Origin of the sequence: Gilliamella sp. Choc6-1, from assembly GCF_001690385.1 — a bacterium.
Taxonomy (GTDB): Bacteria; Pseudomonadota; Gammaproteobacteria; order Enterobacterales; family Orbaceae; genus Gilliamella; species Gilliamella apicola_A.
The window spans coordinates 62402-88152 of sequence record NZ_LZHI01000013.1; the positions used below are offsets into that span (position 1 = coordinate 62402).

Genomic DNA, 25751 nt, shown 5'->3' on the forward strand with positions numbered 1-25751 from the left:
ATATAGTGTGCATTAATTAGTTTAAATATTTATTCTTTTTATCTATATCTAAAATAACAAACTACAGCTTTTAGTTTGAATTGACAATAACACTTAACAGAAATAACTTATAGATCTGGTAACATTATTTTAATTAATAATAATAGTCAATCAAATCAATTGATATTATATTAATTACCATTAGTGTATAATTATTAACTAGAACTAGTGTGCTTTTCATTATTTATATTTACTTTTGTTGTGTTTTCGATTTCTTACTTTCTTTTATTTAAATTAACTGAACGTTTTGTTGATTAATAATTTAAACAATATGAATTAGCTGATCGTTGTTTATTCTAGAATATACTACTTTTAGCTAGACCTGAACTTGGGCTAATGATTAATTTACTATGCAAACTATTAATAAGAATTTAAGATCAAAAAGTTATTCAGTTCCCTGCGAATTGTGCAGCATTGGTTCTTTATGCTTACCGATGTTGTTGAATAATACTTTAGAAACGATTTTAGAACGAAAAAAATCATATTCTAAAAATGAACTTTTAGTCACCAAGAATACTGAATTTACTAAACTCTATATTATTCATTCGGGAGCAGTAAAAACTTATGTTACGACACCGGATAATAAAGAACAAATTAATGGATTTTACTTGCCAGGTGATATTGTTGGATTAGATTCTATTTCTACTAAGTTATATAATAACAATATTAAAGCACTTACAAATACTTTGGTTTGTGAATTAAAATATAATGAACTTATGGCATTAGTCGAATCAAAGGAATGTGTTAGAAATATGGTGTTTAGATTATTAAGTACTGATATTTATAATTATCAAAAACTAGTTTTATTTTATTCACAGAAAAAAGCGGAAGAACGACTAGCCTATTTCATTTATTCTCTTTATAAACGTTATCAAAATCGAGGGCTTTCCTCATCAAATATAAAGCTATCCATGAGCAGAAGCGACATCGCAAATTATTTAGGGTTAACAATTGAAACCGTAAGTCGAATATTTTCTAAACTTCAAGAACAAGATATTTTGGAAGTAAAAGGAAGATATGTTTTTATAAAAAATTTAAATGCCTTAATTAGTTTAGGTAACTAATTTTTTATATGCTAGAATAGCAATAATATTATTTTAAGTCATTAAAATTGTGGGTTCATTAAATATGACAAGTTTAAAGAAGAAACTTATTGCTGTAACTATTGCAATTATTCCTATATATTCATTTGCCGCTCAACAATTAAATGAAGAGCAAGCAAATAGCATGCAATCTTTTAAACAAATATCTGTTAGAGGTGCTTTTTATACTGATAAAGATTATGTTTTAGCCATGTCGAAAGCTGCAGATAAAGAAGGAGCCTCTTCATTTTATATAACATCAACGAATATAAATCCATCCAATGATACTTTGCGTATAGTTTATGCAAAATTGTATAAATCTGACGCACCAAAAGCAGAGGAACAAGTTGATAGTCTTCGTAAATTTGAGGGTATCTATGAATATCCCAAATTTAAAGCTATACGATTAGAACCATTTGACATTGTTCGTATTAGAGGTTATTTTCCTAATGAATATGATATAAATCAAGCGATAGCAAAAGAAGCTTCTAAAAAATCAGCTTATGCTTTCTATATTGATAACCGTACAGAGCTTGGCAGTAATTTACAGATTATTGCATATCTATTTAAAAAAGATGCACCAGAACGTAAACTTCAACCTGAAAATGCTATTCCTTATGATTCAGAAGCTGGGCAATCTGCTTTAGCTCAAGGTGGAGAAGCTGCAATGCAAGTTGAGCGGCCTGGTTATTATTCTCCTTCTGCGTTTAATGAAAAGTTTTATGCTGATAAATTTAAAAATAAAGTTATAGATAAAACTAAAACAGAAAATGTAAATAACACAACAATGGATTCAAAACCTATAGCAAACATACCTCCAACTTCATCTGTTGTAGCCGAACCTCAGAAAATCAATCGTTACACTGTCACACTATCTGATGGTCGAAAAATACAAGAATTAAATGATGCTACTGCAGCGAAAATGGTGCCATTTAATACAATCAAATTTAGAGGATATTACGTAACGGATCAAGAAATTTCTTATCAGGCAGGAAAGCGAGCTATTGATTCCAATGCTAAGTATTACCATATAGCCAGAATAGCACAAGACTCAAATGGACCGAATATTACCGTATTTGTGGATCTGTACCGCTAATTTTATAAGGGTACATTAGTGCCCTTTCTTTTTTTATCATCTTATGTCTATTTTATAAAAAATAGAATCAAATTATCTTATAACGCGAGTTTTACCGCCTCTATTTTTTGTTTAATTCTTTTAGCAGAAACTTGATATGGCGTTCCGATTTGCTGAGCAAATAAATTGACTCTTAATTCTTCAATCATCCAATGGATATCAGTCACTTTTGTATCTAATCGTTGATTCTTTTGTAGACTATTAACCCAATTATCATACTGATTCTGAACATCTTCTATAATGCTCATTGATTGTCTATCTCTTGCCATATTTTGAAATAATTTTTCAATTCTTTTCTCAATTGCCGATAAATATCGATAGATATCATTCAATCTTTTATAACCTGATTGAGCAACAAATCCTTTATAAACCAATTTGTTAAGTTGCTGTTTAATATCTGACAAGGCAAATGCTAAAGATAAATCAACGCGCCCTTTTAACTTTTTATTAATGCTAAAATGCAAAGTTAGTATTGATTCGACTTGCTTAGCAATATCAACAACTATTTCATTAATATGAGTTTTAGTATAATCAAGTAATTGCTGATAATCATTAGCTGAATGTATTGCTTTATTATTTGTTTCAATTAAATAATCAACACCACAAGCAATACAATCATCAATAAGCATTAACACGTTACCAAACGAATTAAAATATAAACTTAATTTCGATTTATTGGGTAATTTTTCATGTAAATACTTGATTGGTGAGGGAATGTTAAGCATTAATAAACGTCTTAAACCTAATTTAGTTAATCTTTGTTGCTCTGATTGATTATCAACTAACTTTATACTTACGGAATTTTGATTATCAATAATTGCTGGATAAGCCTTAACTGTATAGTTTTTTTGTTTTTCTTCATAAACATCAGGAAGTTTTCCAAATGTCCAATCGGTCAAATTATTTTGCTCAATTGAGTTATCTTTTTTATTAATAGTAATAGATGACAAAACTTGTTCAAGTTGAGTTTTGAGTTGCTGTTTTAGCATATCAAGATCTTTACTTGAAGCAATTTCGTTATTATTACTATCAATAATACTAAAATTCATTTTTAAGTATTCAGGTACTTGTTCTAATTGCCAATTTTCTGATGTAATTTTCACACCAGTCATTTTATGAAATTCATTTTCTAAGCATTCAAGAAGTGGTTTTTCTGTGGTATCTACCCTACCTAAAAATACATCTGCATAATTTGGTGCAGGGACAAGGTTTCGTCGTAAAGATTTAGGCAATGATTTGATTAATGCAATTATTAAATCTTTTCTAAAACCTGGCACTTGCCAATCGAATCCCCTGTTTTTAATTTGGTTTAAGATATCAAGCGGAATTTTTATAGTGACACCGTCACGGTTATGACCAATATCAAACTGATAACTAAGTGCTAGCTTAAAATGATCTTGATACCAGAAATCAGGAAAATCATTTAAGTTAATTAATTGTGCTGATTGCCTGATCAGCATCTCTTTTTGTACATTAAGATAATTAGGATCAGATTTTTGCTTCAGCTTCCACCATTTATCAAAATGTCTAGATGAAATAACGGATTTATCTATGCGTTTATCATAGAAATCAAATAATTCATCACCATCAATTAAAATATCCTGGCGACGCGATTTATGTTCTAAATCTTCAACTTCATTAATCAATTTTTGATTTTGCTTGTAAAATTTATGACTTGTTAACCAAGCACCTTCGACTAATGCATGCCGAATAAACAGAGTGCGACTTAAAATAGGATCAATTTTACTGTAATTTACTATTCTATTAGTAACAATTGGTAATCCAAATAAAATTACTTTTTCGTTTGCTATTGTTGTGCCCTGCTTTTTAGACCACCTAGGTTCGTTATAGTTATATTTCACTAAATGTTTAGCTATAGGTTCAATCCATTCAGCTTCAATTTTTGCTGCTGTTCTCCCCCATAATCTATTTGTTTCAACAAGTTCACTAGCAATACACCATTTAGGTTGGTTTTTGAAAAGCGCTGAATTAGGAAAAATTGCAAATTTGATATTACGTGCACCGATATACTCACGCTTTTCAAGCTCTTTCATTCCAATATGAGATAGTAAACCGCTCAGTAACGAGATATGTAATGAATTATAATCAGCTGCTTTACTATTAATCGGAAATGCTAATTGTTTAATGGTTTGTCTAATTTGCGTATAGACATCTTGCCATTCTCGAATTCGAAGATAATTTAAAAACTCTTTTTGGCATAATCGTCTAAATTGATTTCCTGATAATATGTTCTGCTGTTCTTTAATGTAGTTCCATAAATTAATTAAAGAAATAAAATCGGACTCTTTATCAACAAAACGACGATGTTTCTCATCAGAAGCTTGCTGTTTATCAAAAGGTCTTTCTCTTGGATCTTGAATTGATAAAGCAGCAGTAATTATCATTATTTCTTTAATGCACCCCAAGCGTCTTGCTTCAACCAACATTCTGGCTAGTCTTGGATCAATAGGTAGTTGTGCTAAAATTTTACCTATTTCAGTTAAATGATATCGATTATGTTTGGTATGAATTGCGCTAAGTTCTTCTAATAACCGAATGCCATCACGAATATATTTTGAATCGGGTGGTTGAACAAAAGGAAAAGCAGCAATATCACCTAATCCCAATGATGTCATCTGTAATATTACGGAAGCCAAATTAGTACGTAATATTTCGGGTTCGGTAAATTCGGGACGAGATAAAAAATCTTGTTCATCATATAAACGTATGCAGATACCATTAGATGTTCGCCCACAACGTCCTTTACGCTGATTGGCAGAGGCCTGTGATATTGGTTCAATCGGTAAACGCTGAACTTTAGTTCGATAGCTATAACGACTAATTCTGGCTAAACCCGAATCGATCACATATTTAATGCCAGGAACGGTTAACGATGTTTCAGCCACATTAGTTGCAAGGACAATTCGACGTTTAGTATGCGATTGAAAAATTCGATTTTGTTCTGATGCTGATAATCTTGCATATAAAGGTAAAATATCTGTATGACGAAGATCTAATTTATTTAGTATATCAGCAAGATCCCGAATTTCTCTTTCACCTGTCAAAAAAATCAGTATATCTCCATAACTTTCTGCTGACAGTTCATCAATTGCATCAATAATGGGTTGAAAATCACTATTTTTATCGTTTGAATTATCATCATTATCCAATATCGGTGGTCGATACCTAACTTCAACGGGATAAGTTCTCCCCGATACTTCAATAATTGGTGCTTGATTAAAATGTTCTGAAAACCGTTCTACATCAATAGTTGCTGATGTTATAATAACTTTTAAATCAGGACGCTTAGGTAATAATTGTTTAAGGTAACCTAGAATAAAATCAATATTCAAACTACGTTCATGGGCTTCGTCAATAATAATAGTATCGTATTGTAATAACAGTTTGTCTTTCTGAATTTCAGCAAGCAATATACCGTCAGTCATCAATTTAATAAGTGTTGTGTCACTGACATGATCAGAAAATCTAACCTTGAAACCAACTAAATGCCCTACTTCTGTTTTTAGCTCTTCAGCAAGACGATTGGCTATTGAACGAGCCGCTAACCGGCGTGGTTGGGTATGACCAATATAGCCTTTGATTCCTAAGCCTAATTCTAAACAGATTTTGGGAATTTGTGTGGTTTTACCTGAGCCAGTTTCACCCGCAATTATGACTACTTGATGATGTTTAATTGCGTCATAAATTTCTTGTTTTTTTTCAACAACAGGTAAATTATTAGGATATATAATTTGATTTGGCAATGATCTTAATCTAGTTTGATAATGTGACACAGCTTGAGTTATGTCTAAATCAATTTCAACTATATTCTGGCTGTTTTTAAACAATCTTAAAATTTTATTCTTATCCAAGAAAGTCATTGATTCTAAAAATTTTAATTGCTGTTGAGATAACATAAAGAGTAAAATAATACCATCAAATTTTGTATAAAATTAATTATAACAAACTTTACCTATCATTAGGAGTGAATATGAAAAAGACATTAATACTTACCACAACGCTATTTGCTAGTGCTTTAATTTTGTCTGGCTGTGGTGAAACTAATAAAATAAAAGCAGAAGATCTTACTCATCATCGTTTTGTGCTAATAAAAGCAAATGGACAAGATGTTCCTGTTGATAAAGAAGCTGAAATAGAATTTGGCGAAAACATGAACATCATTGGAAAAATGTGTAATAGATTTGTTGCTAAAGTAACATTGGAAAACGAAAAAATCAAAGCTCCTGGTGTTGGTATGACAAAAATGATTTGCAATGATGATCAACTAGATAAATTAGATGGTATTATCACAAAACTAATAACAGAAGGGGCAACAATAAGCCTGAATAAAGAGCAGTTAACTTTGAAGAACCAGGAAAATGAACTTATTTATCAACTCAAAGATTTAATGTAACCCATTTAGAAACATCTTGTAAATAAACATCAAAACCAAGATGTTTCTCTTCTTAATTTTCATCAAAGACAATCCCTAGTTATTGATAAAAAACTTTATTTAAAATGTAGTTAAGACTATAATATACCCAGTTTTTAAAGAATCTAAATTTTTGATGAAAATAGTTAATTTTTCAAATATTGTATGTAAAAAAGTGACCTCTATCAGTTACTTATACCCTTTTATATGCCAATGCGTCAGCATTGGTTTTTTTTTGCGCAAATTCAGTTTATTTAAAATTTAAACATTAACCTTAACTATTAGTAGATAATATCATGAAAAAAACAAAAATTGTTTGTACTATAGGACCTAAATCGGAATCTAAAGAGATGCTAGCAAAGTTATTAAATGCAGGAATGAATGTTATGCGTTTAAACTTTTCTCATGGCGATTATCAAGAGCATGGTAATCGAATAAAAAACTTACGTGAAGTAATGCAAGAGACAGGTTTAAAAGCAGCTATCATGCTTGATACAAAAGGTCCTGAAATTCGCACTATTAAATTGGAAGGCGGGAATGACGTTTCGCTAGTTGCAGGTCAAACTTTTACCTTTACAACTGATGAATCAGTGATTGGAAACTCTGAGCGTGTTGCTGTTACATATAAAGGTTTTGCTCAAGATCTTAAACCAGGTAATCGTGTATTAGTTGATGATGGCTTGATTGCTATGGAAGTAAGAGAAATCAAAGGCAACGAAGTTGTTTGTACTGTTTTGAATAATGGTGATTTGGGTGAAAATAAAGGGATTAACTTACCTGGTGTTTCCATTAAATTACCCGCTTTAGCTGAAAAAGATAAAAATGATCTTATTTTTGGCTGTGAACAAGGCGTTGATTTTATTGCTGCTTCATTTATTCGTAAAGGTTCAGATGTTGAAGATATTCGTAACCACTTAAAAGCTCACGGTGGTGAAGATATAAAAATTATCTCTAAAATCGAAAATCAAGAAGGCTTAGATAATTTTGATGAAATTCTTAAAGCCTCTGATGGTATCATGGTTGCACGTGGTGATTTAGGCGTGGAAATTGCTGTAGAAGAAGTTATTTTTGCTCAAAAAATGATGATTCAAAAATGTAATAAAGCCTCAAAACCTGTTATTACAGCAACACAAATGCTTGATTCAATGATTAAAAACCCTCGTCCTACTCGTGCTGAAGCTGGGGATGTTGCGAATGCAATTATTGATGGTACAGATGCTGTCATGCTTTCTGGTGAAAGTGCTAAAGGTAAATACCCCCTTGAAACTGTTAATGTTATGGCGACTATTTGCACTCGAACTGATATTACAATTCCTGCTTCTTTAGAATTAACTTCGAAAGAAGAACCCCCTCGTATAACTGCGGCTGTTAGTTGTGGCGCTGTCGAAATAGCTGAACGTTTAAATGCACCATTAATTGTCGTTGCTACTCGCAGTGGGAAATCAGCTCGTGAAGTTCGCCATTATTTTCCTAAAGCGCGTATTTTGGCACTTTCTTCAAGCCAAAAAACAGTTAATCAGCTAGCATTAACTAAAGGTGTTGAACCAATTTTAATTGATTCAATTAATTCTACTGATGATTTCTATCGTTTAGGTAAAGAAATGGCGGTTAAAAATTGTGGATTAAAAAAAGGTGATATAATTGTAATGGTTTCTGGTGCATTAGTACCAAGTGGTACAACTAATACAACATCAGTTCACCGAATTTAAGAATTCATAATAAAACTTAATTTCTTTGAATATTTATCTTAAAAGCTAGCTATCAGCTAGCTTTTTTTATAACTTAAGTTATTCTGTAACACATAGTTGCAATTATGTATTGAAAGAGATAAAAAATGATAGAAGAAAAAGTGTATTTACCAAAAGAGTTAAGCTGGCTGGCTTTTAATCAAAGAGTTCTGCAAGAAGCAGCTGACAAAAGTAATCCACTTATCGAGAGGGTTCGTTTTTTAGGTATATATTCAAGCAATTTGGATGAATTTTATAAAGTTCAATTTGCTAATTTAAAAAAATATGTATTAATCGAACAAGAACAAGGTCATACCTCTACTTCCAATGCTAAACAATTGTTACGGCAAGTTAATCAAAAAGTAATTCAGCTTGAATTACAGTTTGATCAACTTTATAACGAACTATTATTAGAAATGGCTAGAAATCAAATTTTTCTGATTAATGAAAGACAGCTTTCATCTTATCAAGAAGATTGGATTAAAAATTATTATAAACAGAATCTGCAACAATATATCACTCCTATTTTGTTAGATAGCCATACTGAATTGATTCAATTTTTAAAAGATGATCATGCTTATCTTGCAGTGGAAATTATCTGTAAAGAGAATGTTAGTTATGCATTACTTGAATTACCGACAGGTCATGCCCCTCGTTTTGTTTTATTACCATCCGAAACTTCAACCAAAAATAAATCTATTATCTTTTTAGATAATATTTTACGTTATTGTTTATCAGACATATTTAAAGTTTTTTTTGATGCTACTGAATTAAACGCTTATTCTATCAATATTAATCGTGATGCGGAATATGAATTAAATACAGAACTAAATAGTTTAATAGAGCTGATGTCACAGGGTTTAAAACAACGATTAACAGCACAACCTGTCCGTTTTACTTACCAAAAAGATATGCCTAAAGCCCTGTTTGAGCTCTTAATAAATAAATTGAGACTAACTGAACAAGAAGCAATGCCTGGTGGTCGGTATCCTAATTTCAAAGATTTAATAAATTTTCCTGATTTAGGTGGTAAGAATTTATTAAATAAACGCTTACCAAGCCTTGCATATAATCGTTTTAAACAGTTTCGTAATGCATTTGCAACAATAAAAGATCGTGATGTATTGCTTTATTATCCTTATTATTCATTTGGTCATGTATTAGAAATAATGCGACAAGCATCATTCGATCCAGCTGTTACTCATATTCGAATGAATATTTATCGTGTTGCAAAAGATTCTCGTTTTATCCATGCAGCTATTAATGCAGCTAATAATGGAAAAAAAGTAACAGTTGTTGTCGAATTACAAGCTCGTTTTGATGAAGAGGCCAATATAAAATGGGCTAAACGATTAATTAGTAGTGGAATAAAAGTTATTTATTCGCAGCCTAAACTGAAAATTCATGCTAAACTTTTCTTAATAGATCGCCGTGAAGAAGATAAAATAGTTCGCTATGCTCATGTTGGATCAGGAAATTTTAATGAAAAAACAGCCCGAATTTATACTGATTTTTCACTATTAACTGCAGATCAAGCTATTACTGATGAAGTAATTAAAGTTTTCAATTTTATTGAAAATCCATTCAAACCTGTTTCATTTAACCATTTACTTGTTTCTCCTCAAAATACACGTTTACGATTTTATGAATTTATTGAACGTGAAATAACTAATGCCAAAGCAGGTAAAAGCGCAGGTATCTATCTAAAACTTAATGCTATTACCGATAAAGATATGATAGATCAACTCTATCGAGCATCTTGTTCAGGAGTAAAAATCAGAATGGTTGTTAGAGGAACTTGTGTTTTAATTCCACAAATACCAAATTTAAGCGAAAACATCTATATTACCAGTATTGTCGATCAATATTTAGAACATGCACGTGTTTATATCTTTGAAAATAATGGAAAAAAAGATACCTTTATTTCATCAGCTGATTGGATGCCACGAAATTTAGACAATCGAATTGAAGTAGGTGTGAAAATCTTCGATCCTATTTTGAAATCGACTATCCATGATATTTTCAACATTCAATGTAAAGATAACATAAAAGCTCGAGTTATTGATAAAGATAATATGAATAACTATGCTCAAAGAGGTAATAAGAAAAAAATTAGAGCCCAGCATGCTATCTATGATTATTTAAAACAATTAGAAGCCAGCCATAAATAAGGGGCAAATATGAATAAATTTAATGAATATGCAGTAGTGGATCTTGGTTCTAATAGTTTTCATATGATTATTGTGCGTAATATTAATGGTGCTACACAAATTATTTATAAAAATAAAAAAAATATTCATTTGGCAACAGGTTTAAATGAAAAAAATGAATTGAGTGAATCAAGTATCATGCGAGGTATAGAATGTTTAGCATTATTTGCTGAAAGATTAAATGGTTTTCCACCAGAAAACGTTAGAGTTGTTGGAACTTATACTTTGCGAGTAGCAAAAAATCGCCATAAATTTTTAATGGCGGCAGCTAAAGTATTCCCCTTTCCTGTTGAAATAATTTCAGGCCAAGAAGAAGCTCGCCTGGTTTACTTAGGTACAATGACATCTGAACCTACATCTTCTACTGATACTAAATTTGTGATAGATATAGGTGGAGGTTCCACCGAAATAGCTGTTGGTAAAGGTAATGATCTTAAACCTTTAATCGTCACAAGCCATTCAATGGGATGTGTTACTTATACAAAGCGTTTTTTCCCAGAAAAAAAAATTGATGCTATATCATTTCAGCGTGCTAAATTAGCAGCTGAACAACAAATTGAAAATATAATTAATACAATAAAAAAACAAAATATTACCGTTTCATTTGGTACTTCAGGTACAGTCAAAAGTATTTGTAACATATTACTCGATCTTGGTGTTAATGATAGTATAATTACACCTAAGAGGTTAGATGATTTGATTAGCTATATTTTAGAGTTTAAATCTTTCCACGATATAAAATATCCGTCTCTTTCTGAAGATCGAAAAAATGTATTTGTCAGTGGTCTTGCAATATTTGCTGGTGTGTTTAACGCATTGGGCTTAAAGGAATTACAATTTAGCCCTTGTGCATTACGAGAAGGTGTATTATATGAACTTATTGATGGGCAGAATTATCCTGATATAAGACAAAATACGGCTGAATCATTAGCTCAACATTACAACATCGATCAGCATCATGCACAACAAGTTGTTAAAACTACAAATTATTTCTTTTTGCAATGGCAAAAACAGGTGTCCATTTGTATATCGGAAAATCTCGAAACAATTTTATATTGGGCAGCACAATTGCATGAAGTTGGATTAAAAATAAATTTTTCTTCCGTTCATAAACATTCGAGCTATATTTTAAAAAATAGTAACCTTCCTGGTTTTAATGAAGAGCAACAGTTACTTTTATCGACTCTTGTTCGTTATCATAGAAAATCAGTAAATATTAATGATTTTCCATATTTTAGCCTATTTGAATATAAGCATATTATTTCAATGCTACAGATACTTAGGTTATCTATACTTATTAATAATCAACGAAATACCGATCTCGACCTAAGTGCATTTCATTTAAAAATAACAAAAAATAAACTCTGGGAAATAACATTAAATATTAGCCAAAAATTTGTTGAAAATAATAAATTGATATTGCTTGATCTAGAACAAGAGAAAAAATATTGGGAACTAGTGAATGACTGGAAATTATCGATAAGAATTTTTTAGTTAATTCTAAACTGTCATAACAATAAGTATTGCTAATAGAATAGCAATACTTATTGTTAAGTAGGCTATTTTCTAATTAGTCACTCCTAGATCAATAATACTCCACCATAGAAGACCAACAGTAAAAACAATAAATAAATTCACAACACTACAAACAAATCCAACTTTCCACCATGTTTTAACTGGAACAAAACCCTCTGCAAATAATAGCGGATTTCTTGCATTAGCAAATTGTGTAATAGAACCAAAATAATTTGTACAGATAACTAAAGCAAAAATAGCAATCATTTCTGGCACCCCTAGTGTAATTGCTACAGATAAAAATACAGGGAATAACGCAGCGATATGCGCATTTCCACTGGCGAAAAAATAGTGTAAATAAACATAAGCAATACATAAAACAATTAAAACAACGACCCAGCTACTTTCACCTAAATGACCTTGAACGGCATTGCCAATTGTATTGCCTAGCCATTTTGTTACACCAAGTTTATTTACTTGTCCTGCCATCATCAATAATGCTGCAAACCAAATCAATGTATCCCAAGCGGCTTTTTCCCCTTTAATGTCATCCCAACTTAACACACCAGCTAAAATCAAAATGGTCAAACCAATAAATGCAGTAGTTGTTGAATCAATACCAAAGTTTTTACCGGCAATCCAAAGTACTAATAATAGAACAACTGTTAAACCCATAATGATTTCTTTGGCAGTAATTGCCCCCATTTTTTTTAGCTCTTCAGCCGCTAATTTTGATGCTTCTGGTGTTTTTTTAAGTTCAGGATTGGTTAAAAAGTAAATTACCAAAGGAATTACAATGAATGATACTAAACAAGGTATAATTGATGCTAAAAACCATTGCCCCCAACCTAATGTAATATTTAATGAAGTTGTTACTAATTTAGCAGCTAATAGGTTTCCTGTAAAAGCAGTTAAAAACATAGCAGAGGTAATGTCATTTACATGGCTAATTGTTAACATTAAGAATGTACCAATGCGGTTTCTTGACTCATCTTTTGGGCTAGATTTGAAATTAATCGCTAAGGCTTCAGCAATAGGATAAATTACGCCGCCAGCACGCGCGGTTGTACTTGGAATAGCTGGAGCTAAAGCAACATCAGTAACTGATAAACCATAGGCCAGTCCTAAAGTGTTTTTACCTAACAATTTAACAAGATAATAAGCAATTCGTTTACTTAGTCCTGTTTTAATAAAGCCCCGCGCAATCATAAACGCAATAACAATTAACCAAATTAAACTACTGTTTAATTCACTTAATGCTATTTTGATTGCATCAGTAGCACTACCTGCACCAGATGGTCTTAAAACAGCAAATATTGTTATAGCTAAAAGACCAATAGCGCCTATTGGCATTATTTCAGCAACGATACAAGCAATAGTTGCAACGAAAATAATACTAGTTTGCCAACCCTGAATACTGATTCCTTCTGGAGGTGTAACCATTAACCATAACACAGCTGAAATGGCAGCAATAATTATGAGTGGCAGCCATTTTACTGGCATTTTTTTTACTATGTTCATAGTTTTTTCCTTCTAATTTAAAAATTATCAATCTATAACCAAATTCTATTCTCAGACAATAACAGGTTAATTTGCCAGCTATTTTTTAAACTATTTCATATTCATCATCTAAAAGTTGAAAAGAAAAATTATCACAATTTACTAATTTTATAGTTTTATTTTTTAATAAAAATATTGCTGATAAATGTCTATTTTTTTTCAAATATTCACTTCCTTTTAAAACTCCTAATCCATATAAAATAGTTGAATAAATATCGCCTTCTAGTGAGGTATTAGAAATAATTGTGACGCTTTCTAATTCATTATTTAGTGGGTATCCCGTTAATGGATTAAATATATGATGATAGAGAATATCATTTTGCATAAAAAAGCGCTCATAGATACCAGAAGTAACAATTGATTTATTTTTTACCTTAACAATTCCTGCTAATTCATTATGATGAGAAAATGGTTTTCTTAACCCAACATGCCAATAACCATTATCATTTATTGGGGAATGACCTAATGTAAGAACATTACCACCTAAATTAATGATAGCCTGATAAATATGATATTGATGTAAAATATGCTTAACTACATCAGCTATATAACCTTTAGCAATTGCACCTAAATCAATTTTCATACCTGCTTTTTTCAAAAATACAGAATATGTATTTGCATCGAGTTCAATATATCGAGGATTGGTTAACAAGAGTTGTTGCTTAATTTGCTCAGAGTTTGGCACTTGGTATCCTTTAAATCCAATTTTCCATAGTTTTACAACTGGTCCAATTGCCAAATTAAAATAATCAGTGAAATGTAAACTTACTTTAACTGCTTGTTCAATAAGAGAATACACTGGTGGACTCACTTTAACTGGATGTTGACCTGCAGCTAAATTAATTGACATTACTTCTGATTCAGGACGATTAACTGTCAATTTATCTTCAAGTATTTTAATAGAATTAAAAACGGTTTGGGCAGCGATTTCATCAGGTTCGAAAAGTATTAATGAAACCTCTGTTCCCATTAAAGTTTGAGTATATTTATAGCTCGAACTTGCCATATTAAATTAGTTCAACTACTGAAATAAATTAACTATTAATATAATCTGTGGCTTTTTTACCAGCTTGAATACCAAATATTATGATATCAGCAACAGCATTTCCACCAATACGATTTGCTCCGTGAATACCTCCTACAACTTCTCCTGCCGCAAACACACCTTGAATTACTTTTTTATGAGTATCTAGTACTTGTGTTTGTGTATTAATCGTCACACCGCCCATAGTATGATGAACTCCCGGAGCTATTTTAATAGCATAAAACGGCCCTTTATTGATAGGGTGGCGCATACCTGTTGTTCTTCCAAAATCTTCATCTTTTTTATTTTCGGCAAATTGGTTATAACGGGCCACTGTTCTAGTCAAAGTTTTGCTATCAATAGATAGTTTCTGTGCCAATTCTTCTATGGTATTAGCTTGAGTAACAAGCTCGTGTGAAACATACTCTTCAACATTCTTATTTTCATCCCGAATTTGCTGATCAAATAAAATATAAGAATAATGTTCAGGTAATTTGATAATCTCAGCCGAGACCTTATCACGAGTATCAAGCTCATTGATAAATCGTTGACCGCTTTGTGAAACTAAAATAGCTCCACCACCACGTATAGATTCAGAAATTAAATATGAGGTCGTTTGTTCAACCGTTGGATGGATTTGGATTTCTCCCATATCAACAGTACCAGCGCCAAGCTTTTCCAAAATTACAATACCAGAACCGGTTGCTCCTTTATGATTGGTAGTTACAAAACCCTTAAGATCAGGACGATATTTTTCAACCATTTTTTCATTAGCACTGAAACCTCCAGTGGCAATAATTACTGCTTTGGTTTTAATAGTTTGGCTAGAGCCATCTTCTTCTAAAATTTTCACTCCCACTACTTTATGGTTTTCTGTAATAATTTCAGTTACGGAAGTTTCTAACATAACTTCAATGCCACGTTTATTAATATTTTTTACCAATCCGCTAATCAAAAATCCCCCCACAGCCGCACCATTGGCAGGGCGATGAGTTCGATCTATACTCATTCCACCAGTAGTTGTAATGCCACTTAGTTCTATACCATTATCATCTAACCAATTTATTGCATTAGGTGCATTATCAACAAAATAACGGAGTAGATCAGTGTTATTTTTATTTTTACCACCTGCCAGCGTTTCTTTATAAAATAGATCTTTGCTATCTACAATGCCTTTAAGTTTTTGAAATTTCGTTTCTGCTGCGTTCATACCAGCTGATGCTTTATTTGTATTTCCGCCAATTACTGGCATTTTTTCAATAATAATAACATTTGCTCCGAGATCATAAGCTTGAATAGCAGCAGCTAAGCCTGCTCCACCACTGCCTACGACAACAACATCGTAAGATTTATCGTTAGGATCCCCTCCTTCAGCTAGAATTGCTTCTTTGTTAGATTTTGCCATAGCTTTTGTTACGGCTTTCTTAAATGCCTCACATTGCGTGGTTGCACCAGAAATTGCATCAACATGTGGGCTATTAGAATCGATAATTCGACTTTTGATAGCAACAAAATTATTTAACACTTCATTATTAAATTCATTTGCATTGATTAATTTTAAATCTTTGATGAAGTCTTTACCTAATTCAACATTAATCAAAAACTCATAAGTTTCATCATTAACTTTTTCCTGATAATTGCCAGGTTTGAATTTTTTAACATTGAGATTAACATCACGAATTAAGCTTTCAACAAGTGAAAAATGCCATAGAGGTTCTGGAATATTGAGTGCTTCACGCTTATCACTATTTATCGTTAATTCTAATGTTTCTCCTTTCTTTATACGATTAACCCAATCTGGATAGGCAATGCAAGCTCGACCAACAGCAACTAAATCATAGCCATTATCGATTGCAGTATCAATATCACTTTTATTAACAACATTACCAACACCAACAACCGGAATTTTAGCTAATACATCAGAACGCATCGCAATGAACTTCTTGATTAATGGTGTTGGATCTTGAGTATCAACAATCGATGATCTAAGGGTTGTTCCCATTGAAAAATGAACATAATCAAGTCCTTTTTTAGCTAATTTTTCAAGTAAATACATTGTGTCATCAAAACGAATACCTGGGACTTCTAATTCTTCCGGAGAGAAACGATAACCAACAATAAACTCTGAGGATGCATATTGTTTTGCCATGCTATGAGTGATATCTAAAACTGCTAATGGAAATTGAGTGCGATTATCACGACTACCACCCCACTTATCATCTCGTTGATTTGAATTTGGGGAGTAGAATTGTTGAATAAGATAAGTATTTGCACCGTGAATTTCGACACCATCAAATCCTGCTTCGATAGCACGTCGTACAGCTTGACCAAATTTATCGACCATTTCATCTACTTCATTAGCCGTTAGTGCTATTGGAGTTGCAGCGCCAGGACGTGGTGCTGCTATTGCACTTGGTCCTACAGGCAATTGTCCACCAATCAATTTTGGCTCAACCATGCGACCACCATGGTAAACTTGAATAACCGCTTTGGATCCTTTTTCTTTGATTGCTTTTGCAACCTTTGCTAATCCTTCAATTTTGTCATCGCTATCTAATCCAATAGCACCAGGAAAAGCTAATCCTTTATTATCTACAAAGCCACATTCAACGATAATAGTACCAATTTCACCTGCTCTTGCTTGATAGTATTCTATTAAATCTTGTGTGACAGAGCCTTCATGAAAGCCAGAACAAGTCGTCATCGGAGCCATCATTATACGATTTTTTAGCTCAACACCGTTGGGTAATGTGAATGCACTAAATATGTCTTTATTTTCCATTTTAATATACCTAATTATTTTATTTTGATTCAATTACTAACTTTAATAATAACATTACTTATTCTGATACTCCACTTACTTTAGTTTCAAAAATGTACTAACGTATCAATTTTGAGAAATAATATTTCTTATATTTATTAAAGAATTATGTAACAATTTATTCTTTTAGCAGTGATTTTTAGTTATTTTATCAGTTGAATTTGCCAAGCATTGTTTAAACCTACGCATAAAAATCTAAAAAAAAACACTATAACTATTTCATTTAGTTATATATTTATTGATTAATTTATTCTTGAACTTTATTTTTATTTAGCTAGAATTCCTTGAAGCTTAACGAAAAGAGAACATTGATAATGAAAATAAAGTTAATCCATAAATTAGTTCTAAAACTACGTCTCTTTCATTGCCTATTAATTTCATTTACAAATCCTCCTTTATGGAGGATTTTTTATTTTAAACAATACCACTTAAGGACGTGCATAAATGGGAGACAATATGAAATCTTTGACACCTTTCTATAATCCATATATTAGCTATGAAGATAATTATGCTAAAGGACCATTTGGGCTTTTTGTGCAATTAAATAAAACAGAAAATGTTCCTACTAAGTTAACCAAATTTTTGAATATAGAGGTAAATCTACCTTTTGGTATACCCGCTGGCCCCTTACTAAATGCTAACTATATTAAAGCTGCTTTTGCTTATGGATTTGATTTATGTGTATATAAAACAGTACGAACTAAACTTCATAAATGTCATCCTTTACCTAACATCTTATCGGTACACGCTAAAGGTAAATTATCAAGTAATTTAGATACGGTATTAGCAGATACAAATTATGATCAACCATTATCAATAACAAACTCATTTGGTGTGCCTTCCTTTTCACCTGATATATGGCAACAAGATATGGAAGATGCGGTAAAATCTGCAGGTCATGGACAATGTGTAATTGGTAGTTTCCAAGGCACGGAAGGTAATGGCAAAATAGAAAATGATTACGCTTTAGCCGCAAAATTAGTTAAAGAAACCAATGCGCCTATTCTTGAAGCAAATTTAAGTTGCCCGAACGAAGGGGCAAATAAATTACTTTGCTTTGATATAGATAAAGTCGAAAGAATTGTCAATGCCATTAAGACAGCTGTTCCTGATCGTCCACTTATTTTAAAACTAGCCTATTTCCCTGACGATGAAAGGATTGTTTCTTTATTAACTCGTATCGGTTCTATTATCGATGGTTTAAGTGTAATCAACACACTATCCGCTAAACCAGTTGATGCTAAAGGGAACCCAGCATTAGGTGAAAATAGAAAAGAAGGTGGTGTCTGTGGGGATGCAATTCGTTGGGCAGGTTTAGATATGGTGAGTAGATTAGCTAAATTCCGTCAAGAAATGGAATTAAAATTTGTTATTGTAGGTGTTGGTGGAATAAGCAACAGTGAACATTATCGTCAGTTCATCGGCAATGGCGCTGATGCAGTCATGAGCGCTACTGGGGCAATGTGGAACCCTCTGCTTTCTATAGAAATCAAGAAAACCTTGAATAAAATTATTTAACGTTATGCTCATGTCTGTTACAGGGTAACTTACCCTGTAATTTTTTACTGACAATACACCCTACTATATCCTTATTACTTTTTCTTAAAAAATAAAATCCAAAACAAGATGAGCAAAAAACGATAACTAAAATAATTGACACATGCAAGGAAGGAATAAAAGATATTAACAGTACAATTAAGACCATTGCTAATATTTTAAATAAACTTTTTTTGTTGCTCTCTTTTCAATAAGTATCTTTTATATATGAGGTTGATACTAATATCTTTTAGTAAAATAATAATAAAGGCAATCTGAACTATTGAGCTAAAGTAAGACGTTAATAAATAAAAAAGGCACTGTCGTTAAAAGTGGCACAAAATGCCAATGATTACCAACAAAAATGAAACACCATCTATAATAAAAAGCTATTGTTTAACATTACTAAATGTAACTCAGAAAGGTTTCAGTATTTAACTCAATATAAGTAGATGGCGTCAATAATAGAATAAAACTTATAACGTACTAACTAGACAATTTGAATTGGCGGAACGGACGGGGCTCGAACCCGCGACCCCCTGCGTGACAGGCAGGTATTCTAACCAACTGAACTACCGCTCCGCTTTATTTAATAATCTTAACGTTGGAACGTTAAAGTAGGCGTGATATTAAAGATAATTTTCATTTCCGTCAATAAAATTTTTGTATTTAATGATTGATTGCGTATAAAATCATCATTAGTTAATGAGCCATAAGGCCCCCGCACTTTTTTTATCAATTTTTTTTAAAACAGCTTCATGTTCAGACAGTTCAACTTCAGAAGCTTTAATTACTTTTAAAGGTATAGAGCTACGTTCAACTCTACGAATAGAAGTATTATTACCAGATAAAGAATTCTGATCATCCATATTAAAAGATAATGTTGTTTGTCCCCCTGTCATAGCTAAATAAACTTCAGCTAAAATTTCAGCATCCAATAATGCTCCATGAAGTGTTCGATGTGAATTATCGATTTGATAACGTTCACAAAGCGCATCTAAGTTGTTGCGCTTACCTGGAAATAAGCGTCTTGCCATAGCCAAGGTATCAGTAATAATACAATGATCTGCTGTTTTGAAATCTAAACCGCATAAGCGAAACTCATAATCCATAAATCCAACATCAAAAGATGCGTTATGAATAATAAGTTCAGCACCATCAATAAATTTTATAAAATCATGAGCAATATTTTTAAAAATAGGTTGATCTTTAACTAACTCATTATCTATACCATGTACTTTAAAAGCATCTTCATCAATCAAACGTTCAGGGTTGATATAAACATGAAAATGATTGCCAGTTAAGCGACGATTTATGATTTCAACAGCACCAATTTCAATAATTTTATGACCTTCATAGTGATTATTGCCTTCTTGATTCATACCTGTTGTTTCTGTATCTAATACTATTTGGCGCGCGGAATTATTTATCACGTTATTCTCTTTTATCTGTTAACAATTGGGGAAAAAATAAATTAGTGTTATAGTCTATCACCAAAAGTGATTAATGTTGATATCTAGCGATTATACAAATACAAAACTCATTATGAATTAAAAATAGTTGTCATCAATGAATATATAACCAACTTAAACAATTTAATCGACAATCAAAATATGCTGAAAAAAATAGAAATTTATACAGACGGATCATGCTTAGGAAACCCTGGACCTGGCGGCTATGCAGCCATTTTAAAATACAAACAGCAAGAAAAAGTGGTAGCAGAAGGTTTTTTTAAAACAACCAATAATAGGATGGAATTATTAGCAGCAATTACTGCCTTAGAACAATTAAAACAAGCTTGTGAAATTGACTTATATTCTGATAGTCAATATTTACGTAATGGCATTATGAATTGGATTCATGGTTGGAAGAAAAATGGTTGGAAAACGGCTAATAAAAGACCTGTTAAAAATGAAGATTTATGGAAAAAATTGGATGAGCTTGTTCTGTTACACAAAATCAACTGGTTCTGGGTAAAAGGTCATTCTGGTCATATTGAAAATGAACGATGTGATATTCTAGCGAAAAAACGGGCTCAATCTCCAACATTAAAAGATATCGTTTTTGAGCAATCTAATAAAGAAAACATTTAATTAACAATTTTGAATAGCTTTCTATGTTTAAATTACATATTATTCCTGCGTTAAAAGATAACTATATTTGGTTGTTATCAAATACGGATAACCAAGCCATCATTATTGATCCCAGTGAGGCGGATACTGTCATTAACTATGTTAAGAAAAATGATCTCTCACCTATTGGAATTTTACTTACTCATCTTCATATAGACCATATAGGTGGTGTAACAAAATTAAAAGAACGGTATAACCATATTGAAGTTTATGGTCCCAGTGAGATTAATCTACCAATAAATTATATAGATAATCAAAATACAATTTCTATTGGGAATTTTACATTTGATCTCATCAGTGTCCCTGGACATACATCTGGACATCTTGCTTATTATTGCCATCCTTATTTGTTTACAGGAGATGCCCTATTTTCAGCAGGATGCGGACGAGTTTTTGAAAAGACTTATCAAAAAATGCTAAATTCACTTAACAAATTAAAACAACTTCCTGATGATGTTCTTATTTGTGCTGGTCATGAATATACTTATTCTAATTTGTTATTTGCTAGCACAATGTTACCAGAAGATGAAAATATTAAGTCATATTTGAATACAATTAATGAAAATTCAATTACTTTACCTTCAAACTTAGCAACAGAAAAATTGATTAATTTATTTTTACGATGCTCTGATAAAAAATTACAACAAAAATTCAAGTTCAACAATGAATTAGATTTATTTATTTTTTTTAGAAGCCAAAAGGACAATTTTTAGGTATAATACGCGGTTTTAATAAATGTTTAATTTTACAGGCTAATGAAAAAGTTATTTATATTCACAATATTATGTTTAATTTTGGTTGCATGCCAAAACCATGGTTCTAATACCAATAATAGTGTCTATCAAACACATAATTCATTATCGGTAGTTGCAAGCAGCATTAAAAGTAGTGGTATTAATCACATATTAATAACTCAAAACCCTTGGCAATATATGCTAAACCAAATTGATGTTAATGTTCCCGAGAATAAACGTGTTAAAGAAGAAAGAGATCGTTTATTACTTAATCCACAGGCTTTCGAGGTGACAGCACTTCGCTCTGAACCCTATGTTTACTATATCATTAACCAACTTCGTAAAAATCGTTTGCCGGTTGAATTAGCGTTAATTCCATTAATTGAAAGTGCATATGATCCGCTTGCAACATCTTCCGGTAAAGCGGCAGGTTTGTGGCAGTTTGTACCTATTACCGCAAAAGAGTACGGTTTAAAAAAGAACAGTAATTTTGATGATCGTCGTGATCTTATAGCCTCTACAAATTCGGCCATTACACTTTTACAAAATTTAAATAATCGTTTTAATGGTGATTGGTTATTAACATTAGCCGCTTATAATGCTGGGGAAGGTCGAGTAAAAAAAGCTATCGAAAAAAACCAGGCAAATGGCTTACCTACTAATTATTGGTCTTTGGAATTACCAAATGAAACAATGCGCTATGTTCCGAAAATTCTTGCCATTATTGATATTGTGAAAAATAGTAAACAATATGGAATTAAGTTACCAGATTGTAGCTATGAAAATTCTCTAGTTAGAATTGACATGTCTAAAAACATTTCTTTAGCTAAAATTGCTCAATACAGTGATATACCACTTAGTGATTTAAAAAGTTTTAATGCTGGGTATTTAAAACAGACAGTAAATGGCCCTTTCCATTTGCTTGTGCCTTATGCCTATGCAGAAAAATTACATAAAAAGCTACAGGAAAAAAATCTTGTTACAACAGAAATTACTGAATTACTACAAGATGTGCCGCATAGCACAATGCCAATAGAAGTCAAAACAGCAACAATTCAACAATCGACTGGAATTAACAATAAAAATACCATACTTCATACAGCTAATACAAAAAAGCAGATAACTTATCAGGTTAAAGCTGGTGATAGTCTTCATTCAATTGCACGAAACTATCAAGTAAAAATAACTGATATTTTGACGTGGAATAACATGAAAGATTCGCAAGTTAAAGAAGGGGATGTATTAACAATAAATCTTATCAATCCAATCTAAATTTTATTAAAAGAGGATTATGGTCAGATGTCTTAGTGTTAATAATTTCAGCTGTTTCCAATTGTAATCCTCGATAAAATACAAAATCCAATGGTCTACCCATGAAAGTTTTGCGATTATCTATAGTAAAATTCACTGACCTAAGACCTATTGAATGTATCAAATCATATAATAAATTCAAACGTTGTTGGCTCCATGCATTAAAATCTCCTCCTAATATTATTGGACCATTATGTTCTTTAATACGATTTAATAACATGTGAATTTGCTGACGATAAATTTTAACACCAATACTAAAATTAACGGCATGAACATTAGCCACAAGAAATTGCTTTTTTGAATGAGCAATAGGATAAATTGTAATTAGTGCAGATTTGGGAACTCTAATTAATGGCTCTTTTTCTCTGAATGAGAGAAGAGCGCTAGGTAAAGATTCAGTAATCGTCATCACACCTGCATAAATATCATTAAAGCAATATGTAGGAACATGATCTGCAACCTTATGATGTTTTGAAATAAAGCTTAAAAGCTGAGGGGTATTTTGGGCTTCTTGTAGCAATATTAATTTAGTAGTATTTGCATACTGCTCTAAAATATCAATACAATCTGCCCGCTTTTGTTTATAAATATTCCAAACTAAAACCGAAAAAGAAGTATGATCAATAAGCGATTTATTAACACTTAATTGGTGATTAGGTAAGATTACTTCTACATCATTATTTGATCGATAACGTAATGTATAGTTGCGTTTTTTAAACATACTACTGCGAGTTTTTCAGCTTTAAATATTCATCAAATGATAAAGTATCACTTTGCTCTTTTATTTTTTGTTTTTCAAGCGATAAATGATGTTGTTGAACAAAATCATTATCTGTTAATAAAGTTAAAGGTTCTGAAATAAGCTGCCTTTTATATTGGTTAGCTAAAGCTACCCCAAACTTTGATGTACCTAGATCGCTAATTGCTTGTAGCGTCCTTGCTGATAAAGTTAACTCAGGTTGTTCAAACATCAAATCCAAACGTTCACAGACCTTACGGTAATGTTGATGACCATTTTGGTGATCTAAAACATCGGCAACACGAAGTAAATCTTTAAATAATTCGTGCCCTACTTTGGACAAAGGTTTTCGATAACTATCACAACCTATACTAATTTCAAGCCCCGGCTTTCGCCCTTCAATAATTACTTTATTCCAATTCATCTTAGCGCACTCAAGTTCTTGGCTACTCATTTCTGGAGCTGGAGCTAATGCACACCAAATCAAAAATAAATCAATAAAACGAATTTGTTCTTCAGTAATACCTATTGGTGAGAAAGGATTAACATCAAGCGCACGTACTTCAATATACTCAATTCCACCACGTAAGAGCGCATCTGAAGGTGTTTCATTTGCTCTGGTCACTCGTTTAGGGCGAATTGGTCCATAAAACTCATTTTCTATTTGTAAAATATTATCATTTAATTGGCGATATTGGCCATTTACTTTAATACCTAATTTACTAAACTCAGCAGATTTAGTATGAGTTGCACGTTTCAATCCCGCTACATAAGAATCCAAATGATTAAAAGTAATACCTAATTGTTTCTGAGCACTATTCGTATAACCGATATCGCTTAACCTTAACGAAGTTGCATAAGGTAGATAACAATTACCATTTGTTTGCTCAATGAAGGATTTGGCTTTTTCTGGATCTTGAATAAATGGAGAACATATTGATGGCGAAGCACCAAATAAATACGGAATTACCCAGCCAAAACGATAATAATTGCGAATCAAGGTAAAATAACCTTCAGATATTATAGTTTTACCTTCTTCAATATTTTTGATACCGTTTCTTGCCTGCCAAAATGCGGTAGGTAATGAAAAATTATAATGTACTCCAGAAATCGTTTGCATCATTGCGCCATAGCGGTTTTTTAACCCTTCACGGTATAGCGTTTTAAATCGCCCTTCATTGGAAGTACCATATTGGGCTAAAATAATGTCATCTTCATTTGCAAGAAAACAAGGCATACTTAATGGCCACAACATTTCATCTCCAATGCTTATGCTAGCATAACGATGCAAATCCCGTAAAAAAGACAGCATATAATCAATATTGGTATTAACTGGTGTAATAAACTCTAACATTGATTCAGCAAAATCAGTTGTTATCCAAGGATGAGTTAACGCTGACCCAATTTTTGAAGGAAAGGAAGTTTTCGACAATGATCCATCAGGTAAAATACGCAAAGTTTCACGTTCTAAACCTCGTTGAATCCCCTGTAAAATAGTATAATGTTTTTCTAACCAACTAAGCGCTTTGGAAACATCAGGAATCATAATCTAGCTTTTCCTAATTTAATTATTTATAGCATTAATATTATCATAATTTACTAGTTACTATAGATGATTTTGATATTTTAAGAATAGCTGAAATGAACAAAAGCATTTCAAAAACTAAATAAAAAAATAACTCTATCTATTTCAATAGGTAAAAATAAAACTCACAACATACATTTTTATCTATTTCATAGATAGGATTAGTTAA

The 25751-nt window shown here is 31.8% G+C and carries 17 protein-coding genes and 1 tRNA gene; 10 read left to right on the forward strand and 8 right to left on the reverse strand.

Annotated elements, in window-relative coordinates:
• Window positions 1–389 precede the first annotated feature (389 nt).
• Complete coding sequence (locus A9G36_RS01435) at window positions 390–1103, forward strand: helix-turn-helix domain-containing protein (protein WP_065569182.1); 714 nt, start codon at window positions 390–392, stop codon at window positions 1101–1103.
• A 64-nt stretch (window positions 1104–1167) separates the two neighbouring features.
• A complete protein-coding gene (locus A9G36_RS01440) occupies window positions 1168–2217 on the forward strand; it encodes a YdgH/BhsA/McbA-like domain containing protein (RefSeq protein WP_034945625.1) in 1050 nt (349 codons plus the stop codon).
• Between the two features lie 77 nt (window positions 2218–2294).
• Here the strand turns inward: A9G36_RS01440 and hrpA are convergent, their stop codons facing one another.
• Entirely contained in the window at window positions 2295–6173 is a 3879-nt protein-coding gene (gene hrpA, locus A9G36_RS01445) for an ATP-dependent RNA helicase HrpA (protein WP_081296649.1), read from the reverse strand.
• Window positions 6174–6247: 74 nt separating this feature from the next.
• Between hrpA and A9G36_RS01450 the strand changes: the two genes are divergently transcribed.
• From A9G36_RS01450 to A9G36_RS01465, 4 genes are all read left to right on the forward strand, one after another.
• Complete coding sequence (locus A9G36_RS01450) at window positions 6248–6670, forward strand: META domain-containing protein (RefSeq protein ID WP_065569180.1); 423 nt, start codon at window positions 6248–6250, stop codon at window positions 6668–6670.
• 314 nt (window positions 6671–6984) lie between these two features.
• Complete coding sequence (gene pykF / locus A9G36_RS01455) at window positions 6985–8397, forward strand: pyruvate kinase PykF (protein WP_034945631.1); 1413 nt, start codon at window positions 6985–6987, stop codon at window positions 8395–8397.
• A 125-nt stretch (window positions 8398–8522) separates the two neighbouring features.
• Entirely contained in the window at window positions 8523–10586 is a 2064-nt protein-coding gene (gene ppk1 / locus A9G36_RS01460; RefSeq protein ID WP_034945634.1) for a polyphosphate kinase 1, read from the forward strand.
• A gap of 9 nt (window positions 10587–10595) precedes the next feature.
• Entirely contained in the window at window positions 10596–12119 is a 1524-nt protein-coding gene (locus tag A9G36_RS01465) for a Ppx/GppA phosphatase family protein (RefSeq protein WP_034945637.1), read from the forward strand.
• Between the two features lie 72 nt (window positions 12120–12191).
• Here the strand turns inward: A9G36_RS01465 and A9G36_RS01470 are convergent, their stop codons facing one another.
• The 3 genes from A9G36_RS01470 to A9G36_RS01480 all read right to left on the reverse strand — a co-directional run bounded on the left by A9G36_RS01470 (window position 12192) and on the right by A9G36_RS01480 (window position 17506).
• Window positions 12192–13661: a DASS family sodium-coupled anion symporter gene (locus A9G36_RS01470; RefSeq protein WP_034945640.1), complete on the reverse strand. Its 1470-nt coding sequence runs from the start codon at window positions 13659–13661 to the stop codon at window positions 12192–12194.
• Window positions 13662–13746: 85 nt separating this feature from the next.
• A complete protein-coding gene (locus A9G36_RS01475; RefSeq protein WP_065585304.1) occupies window positions 13747–14706 on the reverse strand; it encodes an FAD:protein FMN transferase in 960 nt (319 codons plus the stop codon).
• A 28-nt stretch (window positions 14707–14734) separates the two neighbouring features.
• Window positions 14735–17506 carry a flavocytochrome c gene (locus A9G36_RS01480; RefSeq protein WP_065585305.1) on the reverse strand — a complete coding sequence of 924 codons (2772 nt, stop codon included), beginning with the start codon at window positions 17504–17506 and terminating at the stop codon, window positions 14735–14737.
• A 495-nt stretch (window positions 17507–18001) separates the two neighbouring features.
• Between A9G36_RS01480 and A9G36_RS01485 the strand changes: the two genes are divergently transcribed.
• Entirely contained in the window at window positions 18002–19063 is a 1062-nt protein-coding gene (locus A9G36_RS01485) for a dihydroorotate oxidase (protein WP_034946208.1), read from the forward strand.
• 523 nt (window positions 19064–19586) lie between these two features.
• Here the strand turns inward: A9G36_RS01485 and A9G36_RS01490 are convergent.
• Together A9G36_RS01490 and dnaQ are read right to left on the reverse strand one after the other, a co-directional pair.
• Window positions 19587–19663, reverse strand: a tRNA-Asp gene (locus tag A9G36_RS01490).
• Window positions 19664–19779: 116 nt separating this feature from the next.
• Window positions 19780–20514, reverse strand: a complete 735-nt coding sequence (dnaQ, locus tag A9G36_RS01495; protein WP_034945649.1) for a DNA polymerase III subunit epsilon — start codon at window positions 20512–20514, stop codon at window positions 19780–19782.
• Window positions 20515–20694: 180 nt separating this feature from the next.
• Here dnaQ and rnhA point away from each other — a divergent pair, with 180 nt between their 5' ends.
• The 3 genes from rnhA to A9G36_RS01510 are packed head-to-tail and all read left to right on the forward strand — an operon-like array spanning window position 20695 to window position 23219.
• The gene (rnhA, locus tag A9G36_RS01500) at window positions 20695–21174 is read left to right on the forward strand and encodes a ribonuclease HI (protein WP_034945652.1); all 480 of its coding nucleotides are present in this window, start codon (window positions 20695–20697) and stop codon (window positions 21172–21174) included.
• A gap of 23 nt (window positions 21175–21197) precedes the next feature.
• Window positions 21198–21926 (forward strand): hydroxyacylglutathione hydrolase, encoded by a 729-nt coding sequence (gloB, locus tag A9G36_RS01505; protein WP_034945656.1) that lies wholly within the window; start codon window positions 21198–21200, stop codon window positions 21924–21926.
• Between the two features lie 42 nt (window positions 21927–21968).
• Window positions 21969–23219, forward strand: coding sequence for a transglycosylase SLT domain-containing protein (locus tag A9G36_RS01510; RefSeq protein ID WP_051825216.1), 1251 nt, complete (start codon window positions 21969–21971; stop codon window positions 23217–23219).
• Here A9G36_RS01510 and A9G36_RS01515 read toward each other — a convergent pair.
• Together A9G36_RS01515 and gshA are read right to left on the reverse strand one after the other, a co-directional pair.
• Window positions 23206–23979 (reverse strand): endonuclease/exonuclease/phosphatase family protein, encoded by a 774-nt coding sequence (locus tag A9G36_RS01515; protein ID WP_065569177.1) that lies wholly within the window; start codon window positions 23977–23979, stop codon window positions 23206–23208. The two genes, A9G36_RS01510 and A9G36_RS01515, sit on opposite strands and share 14 nt — an antisense overlap.
• A gap of 1 nt (window position 23980) precedes the next feature.
• Window positions 23981–25543 (reverse strand): glutamate--cysteine ligase, encoded by a 1563-nt coding sequence (gene gshA / locus A9G36_RS01520; RefSeq protein WP_065569176.1) that lies wholly within the window; start codon window positions 25541–25543, stop codon window positions 23981–23983.
• Window positions 25544–25751: the final 208 nt, after the last annotated feature.